Genomic DNA, 20,481 nt, shown 5'->3' with positions numbered 1-20,481 from the left:
GGGTACCTCCGTGTATCGGCTCCATCGCCCGGCTCTTTAGCGCCGGGGGGCGGTCGGGCGCCATCGCCCGGCCGGTGGCTCAGAATTCCTGCCAGTTGCCGCCATCCGCCGGCGGCGCGGGCAGTGGCCGCGATGGCGCGCGCGGTGGCGCCTGCGGCCTGGCCGGCGTCACGATCGTGAGTGCCGGGCGCGCGGGGGCATGGCGGGTCGTGGTGCGGAACATCGACACTGCCGTGGCCAGGTCGTTGGCCTGTTCTTCCATCGCGCGCGCGGCGGCGGTGGCTTCCTCCACCAGCGCGGCGTTCTGCTGGGTGGTTTCGTCCATCTGCATCACGGTCTGGTTGACCTGCTCGATGCCGGCGGTCTGTTCCTGCGAGGCGGCCGAGATCTCGGCCATGATGTCGGTCACCCGCTGCACCGAGGTCACGATCTCGCCCATGGTGCTGCCGGCCTGGTGGACCAGCGCCGAGCCTTCGGAAACCTTGTCCACCGAGTTCTCGATCAGCTCCTTGATCTCCTTGGCGGCGCCGGCCGAACGCTGCGCCAGGGTGCGCACTTCCGAGGCGACCACGGCGAAGCCGCGGCCCTGTTCGCCGGCGCGGGCGGCTTCCACCGCGGCGTTGAGCGCCAGGATGTTGGTCTGGAAGGCGATGCCGTCGATCACGCTGATGATGTCGGCGATCTTCTTCGAGGAGGCCTCGATGTCGGCCATGGTGGTGACCACCTGGCCGACCACCTGGCCGCCCTGCGAGGCGACGCCGGCCGCGCCCTGGGCGAGCTGGTTGGCCTGGCGCGCGTGCTCGGCGTTCTGGCGCACGGTGGAGGTCAGTTCCTCCATCGAGGCGGCGGTTTCCTCCAGGTTGGCGGCCTGCTGCTCGGTGCGGCGGGAGAGGTCGTTGTTGCCGGTGGCGATCTCCGCCGCCGCCTGGTGGATGCGCGACGTCGCGGTCTGGATGCGGTCGATGATGCCGGTGAGCTGGACCACGGTGGCGTTGGCGTCGTCGCGCATGGCGGCGAACGTCCCGCGGTAGTCGCCTTCCATCTGCACGGTGAGGTCGCCCTGCGAGAGCGCGCGCAGCACGCCCGATACCTGCTCGACGCTGGAGCCGATGGCGGCCAGCAGGCCGTTGAGCTGTTCGGACAGCTGCAGCAGGAAGCCGCTCTTGTCCTCCAGCCGGATGCGGCCGGAGAGGTCGCCGTGCGAGGCGGCCACGATGATGTCGCTGACTTCCTGCTCGATCCGCACCTCCACGGTGCGGTCGTCCCATTCCACCACGTAGCCCAGGCGGTCGCCGTCGGCGTCGGTGACCGGGTTGATGATCTGGCGCATGACATGGCCGCCGACGCTGATCTGCGCGTGGTGGGTGCCATGCAGCCTGCCGAGCAGCCCGCGCTGGTGCGCCGGGTGCCGGTGGAAGATGTCGATGTTGCTGCCGATCAGGGTCTTCATGTCGAAGTTCGGCAGGTCGCGGCGCATGTCCTGCTCGGCCTTGCCCAGCATCTCCATCAACGGCCGGTTGGCGTAGATGATGTTGAGGTCGGCGTCGGCGATCATCACACTGGTGGTGACGTCGTCCAGCGCGGTGCGGATGCGCAGGTCCTCGGCGGCGCGGGCGCGGTCCTGGTCGGCCCGGGCCTTGAGCTGGGCGATCATCTCGCCGATGGCGGCATACATCTGCCCGATCTCGTCGCGCGAGCGGTAGTCCACGCGCACGTCGAGATCGCCGTGCGAAACCGCCTGGATCGCACCGAGCGCACCGGACAACGGGCGCAGGATCGAGCGCGCGATCAGCCAGCACACCAGCAGTGCCGCCAGCAGCACCAGCATGCCGGCCACGATCAGCACCCGGCCGAAGCTCCAGGCGCGCGCGGCGATGTCGTCGGTGTACTCGCCGCTGCCGATGATCCAGCCCCAGCGCTTGTGCAGGCCGACGTAGGAGATCTTCTGCACCGCGCCGTCGACGCCGGGCTTGGGCCAGGTGTAGTCGAGGAAGCCGCCGCCGTTGCGCTGTGCAAGCCTGACCATCTCCACGAAGATCTTTTTGCCGTCGGCACTGGTGGCGTCGCTGAGGTCCTTGCCGTTCAGCGCGGTCTGGTAGGGGTGCATCAGCATGGTGGGGTGTTCGTCGTTCACCCACAGGTAGTCGCTGCCGTTGGCGCTGCGCAGCGACTCGATGGCCGCCAGCGCCTGGCGGCGGGCTTCGTCCTCGCCCAGTTCGCCGGCGGCGGCGCGGTCGGCGTAGCGGTTGGCCAGCGCCAGCGCCGCCTCCACGCGGGTGTGCAGGGCATTGCGCTCGTTGCGCAGCAGTTCGTCGTGGTTGCGCCGGGCGGTGACCAGGCACAGGGCGATGATCCCGGTGGCCAGGACCGCGAGCATGAGGATGAATTTGCGGCGCAGCGGCAGGTCGCTGAAGACGCGCAGGGCGGGGTGGGCGTTCATGCGTCTGTTTCCTTTTCCGTCACCGTGCATGGAAGAACAGGCCCTGCGGCCCCCGCCACGACACGGCCGCCTGCCTTCCCGCGATATCGGCGCCCGGTTCCGCGGCTGCAGCGCCGCGGGCGGGTACCTGGCGGTTGCATGACCGCCAGCGGGATTGCAGTGCGACCGGCATCACGGAACAGGTTTTCCGCGGGATGCGCACTACCGGCCTTGCCTCCCGCCCCGCCGGGGGCAGGCGCCGACGGGCCCCGCCGGTGGGGGCCCGTCGGCGTTGGATCAGAACTCCTGCCAGTCGTCGCCGTCGGCCAGCGCCGGCTCGGTCCTGCGTGCCGCGCCGGGCTGCGCGCGCGGCGGCGCCACGGCGGGACGCGCGGCGGCGCGCCGGGCGGCGGGCGGCAGCGGGGACGGCGCGGCCGCGGGCGTCGCGGCGGCATCGTCGAGGTGGAACAGGGCGACCGCCGCGGCCAGCTGGGTGGCCTGTTCCTCCATCGAGCGCGCGGCGGCGGTGGCTTCCTCCACCAGCGCGGCATTCTGCTGGGTGGTTTCGTCCATCTGCATCACGGTCTGGTTGACCTGCTCGATGCCCGCGCTCTGTTCCTGCGAGGCGGCGGAGATCTCGGCCATGATGTCGGTCACCCGCTGCACCGAGGTCACGATCTCGCCCATGGTGCTGCCGGCCTGGTGGACCAGCGCCGAGCCTTCGGAAACCTTGTCCACCGAGTTCTCGATCAGTTCCTTGATCTCCTTGGCGGCACCGGCCGAACGCTGCGCCAGGGTGCGCACTTCCGAGGCGACCACGGCGAAGCCACGGCCCTGTTCGCCGGCACGGGCCGCTTCCACCGCGGCGTTGAGCGCCAGGATGTTGGTCTGGAAGGCGATGCCGTCGATCACGCTGATGATGTCGGCGATCTTCTTCGAGGAGGCCTCGATGTCGGCCATGGTGGTGACCACCTGGCCGACCACCTGGCCGCCCTGCGAGGCGACGCCGGCCGCGCCCTGGGCGAGTTGGTTGGCCTGGCGCGCGTGTTCGGCGTTCTGGCGCACGGTGGAGGTCAGTTCCTCCATCGAGGCGGCGGTTTCCTCCAGGTTGGCGGCCTGCTGCTCGGTGCGGCGCGACAGGTCGTTGTTGCCGGTGGCGATCTCCGAGGCGGCCAGGTTGATGCTGGCCGCGGCCTGCTGGATGCGGCCGACGATCGAGGTCAGCTGCGCCACGGTGGCGTTGGCGTCGTCGCGCATCCGCGCGAACACGCCCTGGAACTCGCCGTGCATGCGCGCGGTCAGGTCGCCGCGGGCGATGGCCTGCAGCAGCGCGGAGACCTCGGACAGGTTGCCGTCGGTGGTTTCCATCAGGCGGTTGAGCCCGGCCACCATGTCGCGGAAGTCGTGCTCGAAGCGTGTGGCATCGCCGCGCACGCTGAAATCGCCCGCGGCTGCGGCACCGGCCAGGCGCTTGATCTCGGCATTGATCGCCGACAGGCTGGCCTTGGTCTCGTCCATGGCCCGGGTGATGGCGGCTTTCTCGCCCGGCAGGCGGTCCATGTCCACCGACAGGTCGCCGTGCGCATAGCGCTGCATCACCTCGACGATCCGCGCGGTCACCTCCAGGTGGCTGGAGACCAGTTGGTTGGTGCCGGCGACCATCACCCCGTAATCGCCGGGGAAGCGGGAGGCGTCGATGCGGTGGCTCACGCTGCCGGCATCGTGGCGCGCGGCCATCTCACCCTGGGCATCGATCACCGCGCGGATCTGGTCGCGCATGTGCGACTGCGCCCGCAGCAGCTGGCCCAGTTCGTCGTTGCGGCGCGCCGGGATCGGGGTGTCCAGCCTGCCCTGGGCGACGTCGGCGGACACGCGCACCGCGTCGGCCAGCGGGCGCAGCACCATGGCCCGCAGCAGCAGCCACAGGCCCGCGCAGAGCGAAGCGGCGGCGAGCAGCCCGACCAGCGCCACCAGCCCCAGCAGCGAGCGTGCCTGGGCGGTGAGCAGGTCGCGCGGCACCATCACCCCCAGCGCGAAGCGGCGGTCGCTCTTGCCGATGCGCAGCGGCGCATAGACCTGCACCATCCCGTTCCCATCGGCCTGGAAGTTGCTGTAGAGCTTGTCCTCGGCGACGGCGGCCAGGATCGCTTTGGTGGTGTCGTCGTCGCGGGTCTTGCCGACGTTGGCCGGGTCCGGCGAGGCCACCACCATGCCCATCGGCGACAGCAGTTCGGCGCGGCCCTGGCCCATCGGCCGGAGCTCGGCGATGCGCGCCTGCAGCGCCGAGAGCTCGAAGTCGGAGGTGACCACGCCCAGCACTTTGTCGCCGTCCATGATCGGAATCGCGATGGTGGTCAGCATCAGCGTCTTGCCGCCGACCTCATAGGCATACGGCTCGATGATGACCGGCTTCTTCAGCGTCCTGGGGGTGACGTACCAGGCGCCCAGTTTGGGATCCTCGTAGTCGCGCAGCGGCTCGCTGACCAGCTCGCCGCCGACCCGTGCCCAGTAGCTCATGAAGCGGCCGCTGGCGTCGTGTTCCGGGGCATCGACGAACTGCGCGTCATTGCCGTCGAACGCGTCCGGCTCCCACAGCACGCACATGCCGGCGCGCTCCGGGTGCAGCTCCAGCTGCTGGCGGAAGGTCTGCGAGACGGCGGCGCGGCTGATCTGCCCGCGCTGGGTGGCCAGGTTTTCGGCCAGGGTCTGCACCGCGTCGTAGGTCTGGCTCATCTCGGTGGACAGGTGCTGGGCCTCGAAGCGGGCGAGGTTCTCCAGCGTCGCCTGCGAGGAGGCCAGCAGGGCGCGGCTGCTCTTCCAGTAGCTGATCGCGGCGGTGAGGCCGAACGCGGCCAGGGCGATCAGGGCGATGCCCAGCATCAGGCGGGTGGCGACGCTGCTCTTGCGTTCGCCGGACAAGGAACGGGGGGACGAGACGGACATGGAGGGACCGATGAGGGCGGAATCCCCTGCTTCATCGGTCGCCGGCGGCGGTTCTTGAGGGCCGCCGCTGCCGTCCGTCGGAAAACCCCCGCCGGACCGCCGGCTTCATTCGAAACCGGCGGCAACCCGCGGCCTGGACCGGCTCAGAACTCCTGCCAGTCGCCGCCATCGGCGTCCTTCGCCGGCGCGATCACGCGCGGCGCGGGCGCCAGCTTCGGCGCCGGGGCCCGGGCCGGGGCGGCGGCGCGGCGGGGGGCGGGCGGGGCACTGGCCGGCGCGGCGGCGGCATCGTCGAGGTGGAACAGGGCGACCGCTTCGCTCAGCTGGTGCGCCTGTTCCTCCATCGAACGCGCGGCGGCGGTGGCTTCCTCCACCAGCGCGGCATTCTGCTGGGTGGTCTCGTCCATCTGCATCACGGTCTGGTTGACCTGCTCGATGCCGGCGGTCTGTTCCTGCGAGGCGGCCGAGATCTCGGCCATGATGTCGGTCACGCGCTGCACCGAGGTCACGATCTCGCCCATGGTGCTGCCGGCCTGGTGGACCAGCGCCGAGCCTTCGGAAACCTTGTCCACCGAGTTCTCGATCAGTTCCTTGATCTCCTTGGCGGCGCCGGCCGAACGCTGCGCCAGGGTACGCACTTCCGAGGCGACCACGGCGAAGCCACGGCCCTGTTCGCCGGCACGGGCCGCTTCCACCGCGGCGTTGAGCGCCAGGATGTTGGTCTGGAAGGCGATGCCGTCGATCACGCTGATGATGTCGGCGATCTTCTTCGACGAGGCCTCGATGTCGGCCATGGTGGTGACCACCTGGCCGACCACCTGGCCGCCCTGCGAGGCGACGCCGGCCGCGCCCTGGGCGAGCTGGTTGGCCTGGCGCGCGTGTTCGGCGTTCTGGCGCACGGTGGAGGTCAGTTCCTCCATCGAGGCGGCGGTCTCCTCCAGGTTGGCGGCCTGCTGCTCGGTGCGGCGCGACAGGTCGTTGTTGCCGGTGGCGATCTCCGAGGCGGCCAGGTTGATGCTGGAGGCGGCCTGCTGGATGCGGTCGACGATCGAGGTCAGCTGAGCCACGGTGGCGTTGGCGTCGTCGCGGATGCGCGCGAACACGCCCTGGTAGTTGCCTTCCATGCGCGCGGTGAGGTCGCCGCGCGACAGCGCGCCGAGCAGGGTGGAAACCTGGCCGACGCTGGACGCGAAACTATCCAGCAGGCCGTTGAGCTGTTCGGACAGCTGCAGCAGGAAGCCGCTCTTGCCGTCCAGCATGATGCGCCCGGAGAGCTCGCCGTTGGCGGCGGCGGCGACGATGCCGCTGACCTCGCGCTCGACCTGCACCTCGACGGTGCGGTCGTCCCACTCCACCACGTAGCCCAGGCGGTTGCCGTCGCCGTCGGTCACCGGGTTGATGATCTGGCGCATGACGTGGTTGCCGACGGTGATCTGCGCGCGATGGGTGCCGTGCAGTTCGCCGAGCATCCTGCGCTGGTGCGCGGGGTGCTTGTGGAAGACGTCGATGTTGCTGCCGATCAGGGTCTTCATGTCGAAGTTCGGCAGGTCGCGGCGCATGTCCTGCTCGGCCTTGCCCAGCATCTGGAACAGCGGCCGGTTGGCGTAGATGATGGTGAGGTCGGCGTCGGCGATCATCACGCTGGTGGTGACGTCGTCCAGCGCGGAACGGATGCGCAGGTTCTCGGCGGCGAGGGCGGCGTCGCGCTCGATGCGCTCGCGCAGGTTGCCCTGCATGGTCTGCATGGAGCGCATCAGCGTGCCGATCTCGTCGTGGCGCGTGGCCTCGATGCGGCCGTCGAGCTTGCCGTGGGCGATGTCGTTGGCGACGCCGGCGGCGGCGGCCAGCGGCAGCACCACCTGCCGCCGCAGCAGCACGAACAGCGCGCTGCACAGCGCCAGCGCGGCCAGCAGCCCGACCGCGACGACGATGTACAGCAGCACGTCGGCCTGCCGGGTCAGCAGGGACTGCGGGACGATCACGCCCAGGGCGAAGTGCTGCGCGGCCTTGCCGACCTGGATCGGCACGTACACCGCGACATTGCCGTCGGCATCCGGGGTGAACGCCTCGGCGACCTCGCCCTTGGCGATGCGCGCGAGCATGGCGCCGGTGGCCGGGTCCTGGCGCTGGGTACCGACCCCGGCCGGGTCGCGGCTGGCCAGCACGCGGCCGGCCGGCGACAGCAGTTCGACGTGGCCTTCGCCCATGGGCGTGAGCCGCGCGAGGTGCTCCTGCAGCGAGGACAGGGCGAAATCCACGGTCACCACGCCCAGGAAGCGCTCCTGCTCGACGATCGGGATCGACAGCGTGGTCATCAGCACCTGCTTGCCGTTGATGGTGTAGCTGTACGGCTCGACCAGCGTGGGCTGGCGGCTTTGGCGGGGCTTGAGGTACCAGTCGCCGTCGCCGGCCACGTCATAGCCGCGCAGGGCCTCGGTGACGGGCTTGCCGTACGCCCAGGCCCAGTAGCTCATGAAGCGGCCGCTGGCATCGTGCCCCTCGGCATTGGCGTGCGCGGCATCGGCGCCGTCGAACGCGTCCGGTTCCCACAGCGTGCTGACCCCGACCCACTCCGGGTGCGCGAGCAGCTGCTGCTGCAGCAGTGCTGACACCGCGGGCCGGGTCAGCAGGCCCTGCTGGTGCTGCAGGCGCAGGGTGGCGGCCAGGGTGGTGGCGGTGTCGTAGGCTTCGCCGAGCCCGGCCGAAACCCGCTGTGCCTCGAGCCCGGCCAGGTTGCGCATCGCGTCCTGCGACGACGAGAGCAGGGCGCTGCTGCTCTTCCAGTAGCTGATCGCGGCGGTGACGCCAAAGGAAATCAAGGCGATCAGCGCCACGCCCAGCATCAGGCGACTGACGATGCTGGAACCGGAACGGGGTTGGGACACAGCTCTCTCCTGCGGCCAGGTGCCCCGGGACATCGGGACACCGGCTCATGACTTTGTAAGAAAGGGCGGTGGTGTCGGATCACCGCCGCCCGGCAACGCCCGTGCGCGGTCCGTGGCGGACCGCGCGACGGATACTTCAGTGCGCCTGCGCGCCGGCGGCGGCCAGGCCGATGCCGCGCACCGCGGGTGCGGCCGCCGCCACGCGCACCGTGCCCGGCGCGGCGGCCAGCCGGAACTGCGAGACCGCCTCGCTCAGCTGGTGCGCCTGCTCCTCCATGGCGCGTGCGGCGGCGGTGGCTTCCTCCACCAGCGCGGCGTTCTGCTGGGTGGTCTCGTCCATCTGGGTGACGGTCTGGTTGACCTGCTCGATGCCCGCGCTCTGTTCCTGCGAGGCGGCGGAGATTTCGGCCATGATGTCGGTCACCCGCTGCACCGAGGTCACGATCTCGCCCATGGTGCTGCCGGCCTGGTGGACCAGCGCCGAGCCTTCGGAGACCTTGTCCACCGAGTTCTCGATCAGCTCCTTGATCTCCTTGGCGGCGCCGGCCGAACGCTGCGCCAGGGTGCGCACTTCCGAGGCGACCACGGCGAAGCCGCGGCCCTGTTCGCCGGCACGGGCCGCTTCCACCGCGGCGTTGAGCGCCAGGATGTTGGTCTGGAAGGCGATGCCGTCGATCACGCTGATGATGTCGGCGATCTTCTTCGAGGAGGCCTCGATGTCGGCCATGGTGGTGACCACCTGGCCGACCACCTGGCCGCCCTGCGAGGCGACGCCGGCCGCGCCCTGGGCGAGTTGGTTGGCCTGGCGCGCGTGTTCGGCGTTCTGGCGCACGGTGGAGGTCAGTTCCTCCATCGAGGCGGCGGTTTCCTCCAGGTTGGCGGCCTGTTGCTCGGTGCGCCGGGAGAGGTCGTTGTTGCCGGTGGCGATCTCCGAGGCGGCCAGGTTGATGCTGGCCGCGGCCTGCTGGATGCGGCCGACGATCGAGGTCAGCTGCGCCACGGTGGCGTTGGCGTCGTCGCGCATCCGCGCGAACACGCCCTGGAACTCGCCGTGCATGCGCGCGGTCAGGTCGCCGCGGGCGATGGCCTGCAGCAGGCTGGAGGTCTGCGCCAGGCTGTGGTCGGTGGCCTCCATCATCGCGTTGAGGTTGTGCACCATCTGCCGGAAATCATGCTCGAAGCGCTGCTCGTCGCCGCGCTGGCTGAAATCGCCGGCGGCCGCGGCCCCGCTGAGGCGGCGGATCTCGCTGCTGATGGCGGTGAGGTTGCGCTTGATGGTGGCCATGGTCTCGGTGATCTCGGCCTTCTCGCCGGGCAGCGCCGGCATGTCGCGGGTCAGGTCGCCCACGGCATAGCGCTGGGCCAGCTCGATCACCTGCATCTTGACCCCGATGTGGTTGCCGACCAGCTGGTTGGTGCCGGCGACCATCACCCCGTAGTCGCCGGGGAAGGCGGCCTGGTCCATGCGGTAGCTGATGATGCCGGCGTCGTGCTGGCGGCCCATTTCCTGCTGCGCGGCGATCACTGCCTGCAGCTGCGCCTGCATGCGCTGCATCGAGGACAGCAGCTTGCCGACTTCGTCGCGGCGCGAGGCATCGATGCGGCGGTCGAGCTTGCCGGCGGCGACATCGTCGGCCACGCGCACCGCTTCGCCCAGCGGCTGGGTGATCGAGCGGATGATGGCCCAGCCCAGCAGGGCGGCCAGCAGCAGCGACAGCGCCATGCCGGCGGCCACCGCCATCAGTGAACGCTGGTAGGCCTGCCGGGACGCGGCCACATCCCGGGCCAGCTGCTCCTGGTTGTACTGGGACATCTGCTTGAGCTGGTCGAACAGCAGGCGGCGCTGCTTGCGCGATTCGTCCGAGGAGATGCTCCGCGCGGTGTCGAAATCGTCGGCGGCGATGGCCGCGGCAATGCGCTCGTGCGCGGCGAAGTACGCCGCACGGTGCTGCTTGAGTTTCTCGTACATCGCCAGTTCTTCCGGCGTGTAGTCGGTGTCGATGTCGTCGTAGGCCTTCTCGGCGGCCTCGATCAGGCCGCGGGTGTCGGCCAGGCGCTTGTCGTAGTCGGCCAGCTGCTCGGGGTTGCCCTGGTAGCTGAGCTGCGCCTGCTCATAGGTACGGAATTCGCCCAGCTGCGCGCGCATTTCGCCCAGCTGCTGCACCGCCGGCATCCAGTTGTTGTTGATCTGCTCGATCTGGGTGTTGGCGAGCATCATCCGCCACAGCGAGAAGCCCCCCATCAACAGGGTGATCATGCAGGTGATGCAGAAGGCGAGGGCAAGTTTCCGCGTGATCGAAAGGTTCTGGAACCATTTCATCGCAGATATCTCCAGTGACAGGCTCAGCGACGGGCAGGCCCGGCGCGCCTGCATGACGTCATCAATATGGAAGGGCCGCGACGGGAGGCCTGCACCCCGGGGTGCACATTTGCGGTATCGGCGCTGGCGTCCGCTTCTTGACGTCCGTGCAGCCGCCGGCGGCGGGTTCCGGACGAACGGCAGGGCGGCCCGCCGGTGGCCTCAGAAATGCAGCTGCGCGCGCAGCTGCACCACTTCGGGCTGCCAGTGCGCGGTGCCACGGCGGGCGTCAGCGTGGACGTAGTTGGCCTGGAACTTCAGGTGGTTGCCCAGGTACCAGTTGGCGCCCACGGTCCAGTTGTGTTCGCGGCCGCCACGGATCAGGCCATCGTCCAGGTCGATGCGGCTGTAACGCGCCAGCAGCTCGACGGCACCGTGCCTGCCGGCCGGGCGCGGATTGGCGACGTTGCCGCCGCTGTAAGTGCGCGATTCGCCGGTCAGCAGCCAGCTGCCGGCCAGGTACCAGCCGTCGCTCCGGTAGTGCGGCAGGGCGTGGCGGCGGGTGGTCTGCTGCAGGTACTCGCCCTGCAGCGACCACGGGCCTTCGATCCACAGTGCCTCCAGGCCGCGGCGGTCGATGCGCTCGACCTCGCGCAGGGTGCCCGAGTCGACCAGCCGCAGCGACGTCAGCGACGCCTCCGGCCTGGCCCGCCATCGCACGCTCGGCGCGACCTCCACGCCCAGGCCGTTGGTTTCGGCGTCGGGACGCTCGCGGGTGCTGGAAATGCCCAGGTGCAGTACGTGCGAGGGTTGCTTGCGCGGGGTCCAGGCCAGCCGCGCGGCGAGGCTGTCGCCGCGGTTGTTGCCCTGCAGGTCGTGGCGGTAGGCGCCGGCGTTGAACAGCCAGCGCGGCCGCTCCAGCGCCCAGTCCACGCCGATGCGGCGGCCTTCGTAGAACGCCTGCGTCGGCAGTGCGTTCTCCATGAAGGCGCCGCTGCGGGTGGCGGTATTGCCTTCGAAGCCCAGCGGCAGCTTCATCTGCCCGATGCGCCACTTGCCGAGGTCGCGGCCGGTCAGGCCCTTGCTCTCCAGGCGCAGGGCCACGTCCAACCAGGTGTCGGACTGGAAGTCGTAGGAGGCGGTGAAGTCGTACAGGCCCTTGCGCTTGATGGCGACGCCGAACTCCTTGCGGCGCCAGTCCTGGTCGTTGTCGAGGGCGGCGCCATCGGCGTCGAAGCGGTTGACGTCCCAGGCAAAGTTGCCGGTGAGCGTGGCCTCGGTGCCGTTGGCCAGGGCGAGCCGGGGGGGCCATGCGTCGGCCTGCGTGCCGGCCAGGGCCGGGGCGGCGAGGGTGAGCAGGGCGAGCGGGGCGAGGCGATGCATGCGGGTGTCCTGGAGCGAGGGGGCGGCACGCCGCGGCGTGGGCCGGGTTCGGTGGGGCTTCCCGCGCCGCTGGTGGCGCGGGAAGCCGGATCCGTACGCCACGCGGCGCGCGGTGGAGCGGTTTGCGGGGAGCAGGATGCGGCGGCAACGGCAGGGGGCCGGCGCCGGAAGCGCCCCGGCACAAGCACCCCGGCACCGCCGCGCGGCCTGGCGTGCATGCCAGGCCATGGCGCGACGCGGTGGACCGATCAGGCGGCCTGCGGCAGCCGCAGCGAGCGCACCAGCCCGCCGACGTCGACGATCAGCGCCACCCGGCCATCGCCGAGGATGGTCGCGCCGGAGACGCCGCCGATGCGGCGGTAGTTGTTCTCGATGTTCTTGACCACGACCTGCTGCTGGCCGAGCAGTTCGTCCACTTCCAGGGCGATCTTCTGGCCGTCGCCCTCGACCACCACCACCAACGGGTCGGCGTGGCTGTCCTGGCGGTAGCCGTAGTACTGGCCCAGCGACAGGATCGGCAGGTACTCGCCGCGCACGCGCAGCACCCGGCCTTCGCCGGCCATGGTGCGGATGTCCTCGGCCTTGGGCTGCAGCGCCTCGAGCACGTAGGCCAGCGGCAGGATCAGCGTCTCGCCGGCGACCGAAACGGTCATGCCGTCGAGAATGGCCAGGGTCAGCGGCAGCCGGATCAGCACCCGGGTGCCGGCGCCGGTCTGGCTTTCCAGCTGCACTTCGCCGCCCAGCGCCTGGATGTTGCGGCGGACCACGTCCATGCCGACGCCGCGGCCGGACAGGTCGGTGACCGCATCGGCGGTGGAGAAGCCCGGCTGGAAGATCAGGTCCCAGACCTGGGTGTCGGTCGGGTTGTCGGGCACCGCCAGCCCGCGCTCCTGGGCCTTGGCCATGATCTTGTCGCGGTTCAGGCCGCGGCCGTCGTCGCTGACCTCGATGACGATGTGCCCGCCCTGGTGCGAGGCGGCCAGGGTGATGGTACCCATCTCGTCCTTGCCGGCCTGGCGGCGCACGTCGGGCATTTCCAGGCCGTGGTCGATCGAGTTGCGCACCAGGTGCACCAGCGGATCGGCGATCTTCTCGATCAGCCCCTTGTCCAGTTCGGTGCCTTCGCCGATGGTGCGCAGCCGCACCTGCTTGCCCAGGCGCGAGGACAGGTCGCGCACCAGCCGCGGGAAGCGGCGGAACACCGCGTCCACCGGCAGCATGCGCACCCCGATCACCGCTTCCTGCAGGTCGCGGGTATTGCGTTCGAGCAGGTCCAGCCCGGCCAGCAGGCGTTCGGCGTGCGAGGGATCCAGGCCGCCGGATACCTGCTTGAGCATCGCCTGGGTGATCACCAGCTCGCCGACCAGGTTGATCAGCGCATCGACCTTGTCGACGCTGACCCGGATCGAACTCTCGGCCTCGTGGCCGCCCGCCGCGGCGGGCGCCGCGGCTGCCGCCGGGCGCGCGGCGGCGACCACCTCGGCGGCCACTTCCTGCGCCGGCGTCGGCGCGTGCGTGGCCAGGCTCGGCGGGGCGATGATCGGCTGGATGTCCAGCTCGCAGTCGTCCACCACCCAGGCGAAGGTGTCTTCGATCTTGCTGCGCGGGATGCGCCCGGTCAGGCCCAGGTCCCAGGCGATGTAGGCTTCCAGCGGGTCCATCTGCTCGAAGCCGGGCAGCCGCTCCATGCGCGCCTGGACCTGCAGCGTGCCCAGGGTTTCCAGTTCGCGGATGATGCGCAGCGGATCGTTGCCGCTCATGAACAGCGACGGCGCCGGCACGAAGCCGATCTGCCAGCCGTCCGGCTCGGTCGCAGGGGCTTCCTGGCGGGCCGCGGCCGGCGCGGCGGCCGCGCCGGACAACACCGCTTCCAGGCGCGCCTTGACCGCGGCGACCAACGCCGGGTCGGCCGCCTGGCCGTGTTCGGCCTCGCGCAGCAGCGCGCGCAGCACGTCCACCGAGGACAGCATGGCATCGACCGCGGCGCTTTCCAGCGCACGCTTGCCGGCGCGCAGCTCGTCCAGCAGCGTTTCCAGCACGTGGGTCAGGCCGGCGATGGCCTCGAAGCCGAAGGTGCCGGCGCCGCCCTTGATCGAGTGCGCGGCGCGGAACACCGAATTGATGATTTCCGGATCCTGCTGCCCGTCCTCCAGTGCCAGCAGCCCGGCCTCCATGGCGTCCAGCCCTTCGCGGCTTTCCTCGAAGAAGGTGGCGTGGAAACGTTGCAGGTCCATGCTCATGGGCGCGCTATCCGGTCGGGTTCGGGGCGGTGGGTGGGCGATCAGCCCAGGACTTTCTGGACGGTGGCGACCAGCTGTTCCGGGTTGAACGGCTTGACCAGCCAGCCGGTCGCGCCGGCGGCCTTGCCCTCGGACTTCTTGTCGGCGGCCGACTCGGTGGTCAGCATCAACATCGGCGTGAACTTGTAGTCCGGCAGCTGGCGCAGTTCGCGGATGAGCGAGATGCCGTCCATGTTGGGCATGTTCACGTCGGTGACCACCGCGTTGAACCTGGCGCCCTTGGCACGGCCCAGGGCGATGGCGCCGTCCTCGGCTTCCTCGACGGAAAAGCCGGCCGAGGTGAGGGCGAAGGCCACCATCTGGCGCATCGACGCCGAGTCGTCCACCACCAGGATTCGAGCGCTCATGCAACGTTCTCCACAGAATTCGATTTGTCAGGGGTTGCGTCCAGGCCCAGGGCCTGGAGGACGCCGAGCAGGCGCGCGGCGTCGCGGAAAGTGTCGGTAGCGTCGTCGAAGACGGTGGCATGGCCGGCCTGGCGGCGGGCCTGGACGAAGGCGCACAGCACCTGGATGGCGGCGGTGTGCACCCGCCCCACCTGGCTGGCATCCACGCGCAACGCGCCGCTCTGGCCCAGGTGCGGGGCCAGGTGTTGCTTCAGGTCGCTGGTGGACTCGATGCCCAGGTCCTGCGCCAGTGCCACAGTGCTCATGGTTGCTCCGGAGAGACGGTACTGGACCAGTTAACGGCAGCGCTGGAACGATCTTTAAGGGGCGCGGACACAGGCGCGTGAATTCGTGAACTGGCGCACGGAACGGCGGCCGCGCCAGGCGGGTGTCCGCTGCCGGCGCGCATGCGTCTTCAGCGCTCGCACTGCAGCAGTTCCGAGGCGTCGAGCAGGATCATCGGCTGCTGGCCGATGCGCGCCACGCCGCGGAACAGGGTGTTGGAGATCTGGCAGATGCGGGCGGTGTCGGGCGGCTCGATCTGCGACTCGGTCAGGTTGGCCACGTCCTCGACCGCGGACACCCGCAGGCCGAGCACCTCGCCCTTTTCCTCGAGCACCACGATGCGGGTCTGGCTGCCTTCGCCGACCGCGGCGAAGCCCAGGTGCAGGCCCAGGTCGATCACCGGTACCACCTGGCCGCGCAGGTTCATGATGCCGAGCATCGAGGCGGCGGTGCCGCGCAGGCCCAGCAGCGGCACCGGCAGCACCACTTCCTGCACCTTGAGCAGCTCCAGTGCATAGGCCTGGGCGCCGCAGCGCAGGCGCAGCCAGCGCGAGGTGCGCTCGCTGGCGCGGCGCTGCGGGCGCTGCGGCTCGCGTGCCTGCGCCTGCAACGCGGCCCAGACGTTGTTGCCGTCCGCCGCCGCGGGCGTGGCCGTAGGCGCGGGGCCGGGTTCGCTGGCCGCGGGCGGGGCGGCGGTCCGCGCCAGCGCAGGCGTGGCGGCCGGGGCCGGGGACGGGATCGGGGCCGGGGTTGGGGCCGGCGCGGCTGGCGCGGTCACCGCCGGCGCCACCACCGCTGCAGGTGGTGCCGGGGTGGGGATGACCGGGTCGGCGCGGGCCGGGACCGGCGCGGCCGGAACGGGCGCGGGTACGGCCACCGGCGCGTCAGCCGCGGCCGGCGCCACGGCGACGGCGACCGGCGCCGCTGCCGGTGCCGGCGCAGGGATCGCGTCGAGCAGCAGCTCGCCCAGGTAGTCGTCCAGTACGTCGGTGCCGTTCATGCCGCGCGCTCCAGTTGCGCGGCGTCCTCGGCGCGCAGCCATTCGAGCGCGCGCCGGTAGGCCGACAGCCCGCGGCCCGGGTAGGCGTCGTCGTGCGCCGGGGCGGTGAGGGTGGCCGGGGTGCTGATGCGGGTGTCGATCGGAATCGCGTCTTCCCACACGCGCTCGCCATGCCGGTCCTGCATCTGCCGCAGGGTTTCGTTGCCGGTGCGGGTACGGCGGTCGAACAGGGTCGGCAGGATCGACACCGGCAGCGGCCGGCCGCGCGAGCGCTCGACCATCTGCCCGGTGCGCACCATGCCTTCCAGCCCGTGCAGCGCCAGGGGTTCGGCCTGGGTGGGAATGATCAGCCGGTCGGCCGCGGCCAGCGCGTTGATCATCAGCAGCCCCAGGGTCGGTGCGCAGTCGAGCAGGATGTAGTCGTGGCGCTGCCCGTGCTGCGCCAGCGCATGCTGCAGGGCCAGGCCCAGGCCCGGCTGGTTGGCGCTGCGCCGTTCCAGGGTGGCCAGCGCGGCCTGCGCGCACAGGTAGTCCAGCCCGGGGATGGCGCTGCCACGCGCGAGCGCGGCGATCTCGCCGGGCGGGGTGGCGAACAGTTCCAGCACGCCCGGCGGCGGCGGGTCCAGCGGTACCCCGAAGGCCCGGGTCAGCGAGGCGTGCGGATCGAGGTCGATCAACAGCACGCGCTGGCCCAGCGCGGCCAGGCCGCGCCCCAACGCCAGCGTCGTGGTGGTCTTGCCGACGCCGCCCTTCTGGTTGGCAATGGCCCAGATACGCATCAGTGCACTCCTTCTATTGCTGCCGGCAAGGCCGGTCCGGACGTGCGCGCGGGCGCCTCGGCGCCGGCGGCATCGCGGGTGGGTTGTGCGGCGTCGACCGTGGTCGCGCCGTCGGCCAGCGCCTCGGCGCTGGCGGCCGAATCGGCCAGGATGATGACCATGACCCGGCGGTTGCGGTTGCGGCCCTCGGCCAGCGCGTTGCTCTCGCGCGGGCGGAACTGGCCGTAACCCATCATCGCCAGCCGCTGCGGCTGCACGCCGTGGTCGGCGAACAGGTGCACCACGCTGGCGGCACGCGCGGCCGACAGTTCCCAATTGGACGGGTACTGCGCGGTGGCGATCGGCATGTCGTCGGTATGGCCTTCCACGCGCACCCCGTTGGGTACGTCGCGCAGCACGTCGGCCAGCTTGCCCAGGGTCTGCCGCGCGTCGGCGTCCAGCGCCGCCGACCCGGTGGCGAACAGGATGTCGCTGTTGATCTCGACCTCGATCCACAGCTCGGTGCGGCGCACGCTGATCACGCCCTGGCTGACCAGCGGCGCCAGCGCCCGGGTCAGCTTCTCGGCGATCTGCCCGAGCTGGCGTTCGGCGCGCTGCAGCTGCTCGCGGTCGCGCAGCGATACCGGGCGCGTCATCTGCGACGCCATCGACGGCAGCCGCGTCGGGTCGGAAACCGCGCCGCCGGTCATGCTCGGCGCGCGGATCACCGCCGGCGTGTCGTGGCCGCCGCCCTGCAGCTGCTGGTGGCCGACCTGGACCTGGGTGATGGTGCGCGGCGCGCCGCCGAAGGCGGTGGTCAGGGCATCGGCCATCACCCGGTACTTGCCTTCGTTGAGCGAGGAAATGGCGTACATCACCACGAAGAAGGCCAGCAGCAGCGTCATCAGGTCGGCATAGGGGATGGCCCATGCCTCGTGGTTGGCGTGCTCTTCGTGGGACTTGCGGCGTGCCATGGTTCAGCCCACGAAGCCGGCCAGGCTGGTTTCGATGTTGCGCGGGTTCTCGCCATGGGCGATGGCGATCAGCCCTTCGATGATCATCTCGCGCTCGCGGCTGTTGTGCGCGATCACGCTCTTGAGCTTGGCCGCGACCGGCAGGAACAGCAGGTTGGCCGAGGCGATGCCGTAGATGGTGGCGGTGAACGCGGCGGCGATGCCGTGGCCGAGCTTGCTCGGGTCGGCCAGGTTCTTCATCACCGCGATCAGGCCCAGCACCGCGCCGATGATGCCCAGGGTCGGGGCGTAGATGCCCATGCCCTCGAACACCTTGGCCGCGGCCAGGTCGCGGTGTTCCTGGCCGCTGAGTTCGATTTCCAGCATGTGCCGGATCGCGTCGGGCTCGACGCCGTCCACCACCAGCTGCAGGCCCTTGCGCAGGAACGGGTCGTCCTGCATCTCCACCTGCGGCTCCAGCCCGAGCAGGCCCTGGCGGCGGGCGATGTTGCTCCATTCCACGATCTGCCGGATCAGCGCCTGGCGGTCGCTGGCCGGCGGCTGCACCACCCAGCGCACGATCCTGAAGGCATGGCGGAAGATCGCCGGCGAGGTATGCAGCAGGATCGCCGCCACGGTGCCGACGATGACGATGACGAAGGCGGCCGGCGACCACAGCGAGGACAGGCCGGCTCCCTTGAGTATGCTGCCACCCACCAGCGAGGCCAGTGCGAGGAAGAGTCCGATGATGCTGAGTCTGTCCATTTAACGGATATCGGCGTTTGCGCGGGGTACTTGAACGGGTGGGGGGCGGCCGCGGGCGCGGCGGGCGGGTGTGGCCGCGGGCTGCGGCGGTCATGCGCCGCTACCGGCGCGACCGGTGGGCTTACTCCTGGCTGCGCAGCCCGTCCACGTCCAGGATCAGCGCCATGCGGCCGTCGCCGATCAGGGTGGCGCCGGCATAGCCCTTGAGCCCGCGCAGGGCCTTGGGCAGCGGCTTGATCACCACTTCCTCGCGGCCCCGCACCTGGTCCACGACCAGGCCGAAGCGGGCCTCGCCGATCTGCAGCACCACGATGGTGAGCAGGGTCGACTGCGCCGGTTCCACGTCCAGCCACTGGCGCAGGTCGACCAGCGCCAGCGTGTGCGACTTACGGTCGAGCACGGCGCGGCCGTCGAACCAGCCCAGCGAGGTGCGCGGCGCGTGCAGCACTTCCATCACCCGCGCCAGCGGCAGCGCGTAGATGTCCTCGCCGGCCTGCACCAGCAGGGTCGGCAGGATCGCCAGGGTCAGCGGCACGCGGATCAGGAAACGGCTGCCGCGGCCCAGCTCCGACTGGATCTGGATCTGCCCGCTCAGCTCGCGGATGCGCGACTGCACCACGTCCATGCCGACGCCGCGGCCGGAAATGTCGGTGACCTGCTGCTTGGTCGAGAAGCCCGGCAGGAACACCAGGTGCAGGCACTCCTCGCTGCTCAGCCGAGCCGCCGCCTCCGGGTCCAGCAGGCCCTTCTCGCGGGCCTTGGCGCGCAGCCGCTCGGGGTCGATGCCGGCGCCGTCGTCCTGCACCTCGATGCTGACGTAGTCGCCTTCCTGCTGCGCCGACAGCCGTACCCGGCCCATTCGCGGCTTGCCCTGCGCTTCGCGCAGGTCGGGCATTTCCACGCCGTGGTCGATGGCGTTGCGGACCAGGTGCACCAGCGGATCGGCCAGCGCCTCGACCAGGTTGCGGTCGAGCTCGGTCTCGGCGCCGATCAGCTCCAGGTCCACTTCCTTCTTGAGGCTGCGGGCGACGTCGCGGGCGACCTTGGGGAAGCGCGAGAACACCTTGCCCACCGGCTGCATGCGGGTGCGCATGACCGCCGACTGCAGGCGTGCGGTGGCGATGTCCAGGGTGGAGACGGCGCGGTCCAGTTCCTCGTCTTTCAGGCGCGTGCGCAGGGTCTTGAGCCGGTTGCGCGAGAGCACCAGTTCGCCGATCAGGTTGACGATGGCGTCCAGGCGCTTGGTGTCCACGCGCACGGTCTGTTCCGGTTCGACCGCGGCCTTGGCCGCGGCCGGTGCCGGTGCCGGCGTCGATGCCGGTGCCGGGGGCGCGACGCGCGCAGGTGCGGCCGGCGCGGTGGCCGGCAGGGCGCGGGCGCCGGGCGCGGCACCGCCGTGCAACTGGTCGAGCAGGCTTTCGAATTCGTCTTCGGTGATCAGGTCGCCGCCGGCCTTGGCGGCGGGCGCGGCGCTGGCCGCGACGGGGCGGCTGCCGGGTGCGGCGCCGCCATGCAGCTGGTCCAGCAGGCTTTCGAACTCGTCCTCGGTGATCAGCTCGTCGCCGCCCTTGGCGGCGGGCGCGGCGCTGGCCGGCGCCGGGCGGGTGCCGGGCGCGGCGCCGCCGTGCAGCTGGTCGAGCAGGTTCTCGAACTCGTCTTCGGTGATCAGGTCGCCGGCCGTCGCCGGGGCGGCCACCGCGACCGGTGCCGCCGGGGCCGGGGCCGCATCGACGTCGAACAGCGCGATCAGCGACGGCGGCGCGTGCTGCGGATCGGTGCCGGCCGACACCGCGTCGAGCATCGCCTGCAGCCAGTCCAGCGACTGCTGCGCGGCGTCGAAGTGGTGCGCCTGCAGCACCGCCTTGCCCGAGCGCGCCATGCCCAGGGTTTCCTCGGCGGCGTGGCACAGCTCGACCATGGCGTTGATGCCGAGGAAGCCGGCGCCGCCCTTGAGCGTGTGGAAGCCGCGGAACACCGCGTTGAGCTGGTCGTTGTCGCGGGGCGACTGCTCCAGGGCGACCAGCTGTTCGCCGAGGCGATCCAGGATTTCCTGGGCCTCGATGATGAAATCGGCGGCGATGTCGTCGGCGAAGGCGCTCATGGCA

The 20,481-nt window shown here is 70.8% G+C and carries 12 protein-coding genes and 1 pseudogene; all 13 read right to left on the bottom strand.

The window, feature by feature from the left end:
- Nucleotides 1–79 precede the first annotated feature (79 nt).
- A complete protein-coding gene (locus tag ACJ7VY_RS08765) occupies nt 80–2,440 on the bottom strand; it encodes a methyl-accepting chemotaxis protein (RefSeq protein ID WP_409475438.1) in 2,361 nt (786 codons plus the stop codon).
- Between the two features lie 276 nt (nt 2,441–2,716).
- The gene (locus tag ACJ7VY_RS08760; RefSeq protein WP_409475437.1) at nt 2,717–5,362 is read right to left on the bottom strand and encodes a methyl-accepting chemotaxis protein; all 2,646 of its coding nucleotides are present in this window, start codon (nt 5,360–5,362) and stop codon (nt 2,717–2,719) included.
- Nucleotides 5,363–5,505: 143 nt separating this feature from the next.
- Nucleotides 5,506–8,205 carry a methyl-accepting chemotaxis protein gene (locus tag ACJ7VY_RS08755; RefSeq protein WP_409476799.1) on the bottom strand — a complete coding sequence of 900 codons (2,700 nt, stop codon included), beginning with the start codon at nt 8,203–8,205 and terminating at the stop codon, nt 5,506–5,508.
- 178 nt (nt 8,206–8,383) lie between these two features.
- A complete protein-coding gene (locus tag ACJ7VY_RS08750; RefSeq protein WP_409475436.1) occupies nt 8,384–10,567 on the bottom strand; it encodes a methyl-accepting chemotaxis protein in 2,184 nt (727 codons plus the stop codon).
- 201 nt (nt 10,568–10,768) lie between these two features.
- Nucleotides 10,769–11,929, bottom strand: a complete 1,161-nt coding sequence (locus tag ACJ7VY_RS08745; protein ID WP_409475435.1) for an OprO/OprP family phosphate-selective porin — start codon at nt 11,927–11,929, stop codon at nt 10,769–10,771.
- Nucleotides 11,930–12,177: 248 nt separating this feature from the next.
- Nucleotides 12,178–14,169 (bottom strand): chemotaxis protein CheA, encoded by a 1,992-nt coding sequence (locus ACJ7VY_RS08740; RefSeq protein ID WP_409475434.1) that lies wholly within the window; start codon nt 14,167–14,169, stop codon nt 12,178–12,180.
- Nucleotides 14,170–14,210: 41 nt separating this feature from the next.
- The gene (locus ACJ7VY_RS08735; RefSeq protein WP_104938868.1) at nt 14,211–14,576 is read right to left on the bottom strand and encodes a response regulator; all 366 of its coding nucleotides are present in this window, start codon (nt 14,574–14,576) and stop codon (nt 14,211–14,213) included.
- Nucleotides 14,573–14,881 (bottom strand): lipid asymmetry maintenance protein MlaB, encoded by a 309-nt coding sequence (locus tag ACJ7VY_RS08730; RefSeq protein WP_104938867.1) that lies wholly within the window; start codon nt 14,879–14,881, stop codon nt 14,573–14,575. The genes ACJ7VY_RS08735 and ACJ7VY_RS08730 overlap by 4 nt, the downstream gene beginning before the upstream one ends.
- 149 nt (nt 14,882–15,030) lie before the next feature.
- Nucleotides 15,031–15,879, bottom strand: a pseudogene (locus ACJ7VY_RS08725) (chemotaxis protein CheW); the annotation flags it as partial.
- Nucleotides 15,880–15,896: 17 nt separating this feature from the next.
- Complete coding sequence (locus ACJ7VY_RS08720; RefSeq protein WP_104938866.1) at nt 15,897–16,679, bottom strand: ParA family protein; 783 nt, start codon at nt 16,677–16,679, stop codon at nt 15,897–15,899.
- The gene (gene motD / locus ACJ7VY_RS08715; RefSeq protein WP_104938865.1) at nt 16,679–17,632 is read right to left on the bottom strand and encodes a flagellar motor protein MotD; all 954 of its coding nucleotides are present in this window, start codon (nt 17,630–17,632) and stop codon (nt 16,679–16,681) included. The genes ACJ7VY_RS08720 and motD overlap by 1 nt, the downstream gene beginning before the upstream one ends.
- A 3-nt stretch (nt 17,633–17,635) precedes the next feature.
- On the bottom strand, nt 17,636–18,376 hold the full coding sequence (locus tag ACJ7VY_RS08710) for a flagellar motor protein (RefSeq protein WP_104938864.1): 741 nt from the start codon (nt 18,374–18,376) through the stop codon (nt 17,636–17,638).
- 121 nt (nt 18,377–18,497) lie between these two features.
- Nucleotides 18,498–20,477, bottom strand: a complete 1,980-nt coding sequence (locus ACJ7VY_RS08705) for a chemotaxis protein CheA (RefSeq protein ID WP_313231949.1) — start codon at nt 20,475–20,477, stop codon at nt 18,498–18,500.
- Between the last annotated feature and the right edge of the window lie 4 nt (nt 20,478–20,481).

The sequence above is a fragment of the Stenotrophomonas sp. Y-13 genome, assembly GCF_046267925.1.
GTDB classification, from domain to species: domain Bacteria; phylum Pseudomonadota; class Gammaproteobacteria; order Xanthomonadales; family Xanthomonadaceae; genus Stenotrophomonas; species Stenotrophomonas acidaminiphila_A.
Note: the sequence above shows the minus strand (reverse complement) of the source record. Positions and strands in the feature narration are given on the sequence as shown.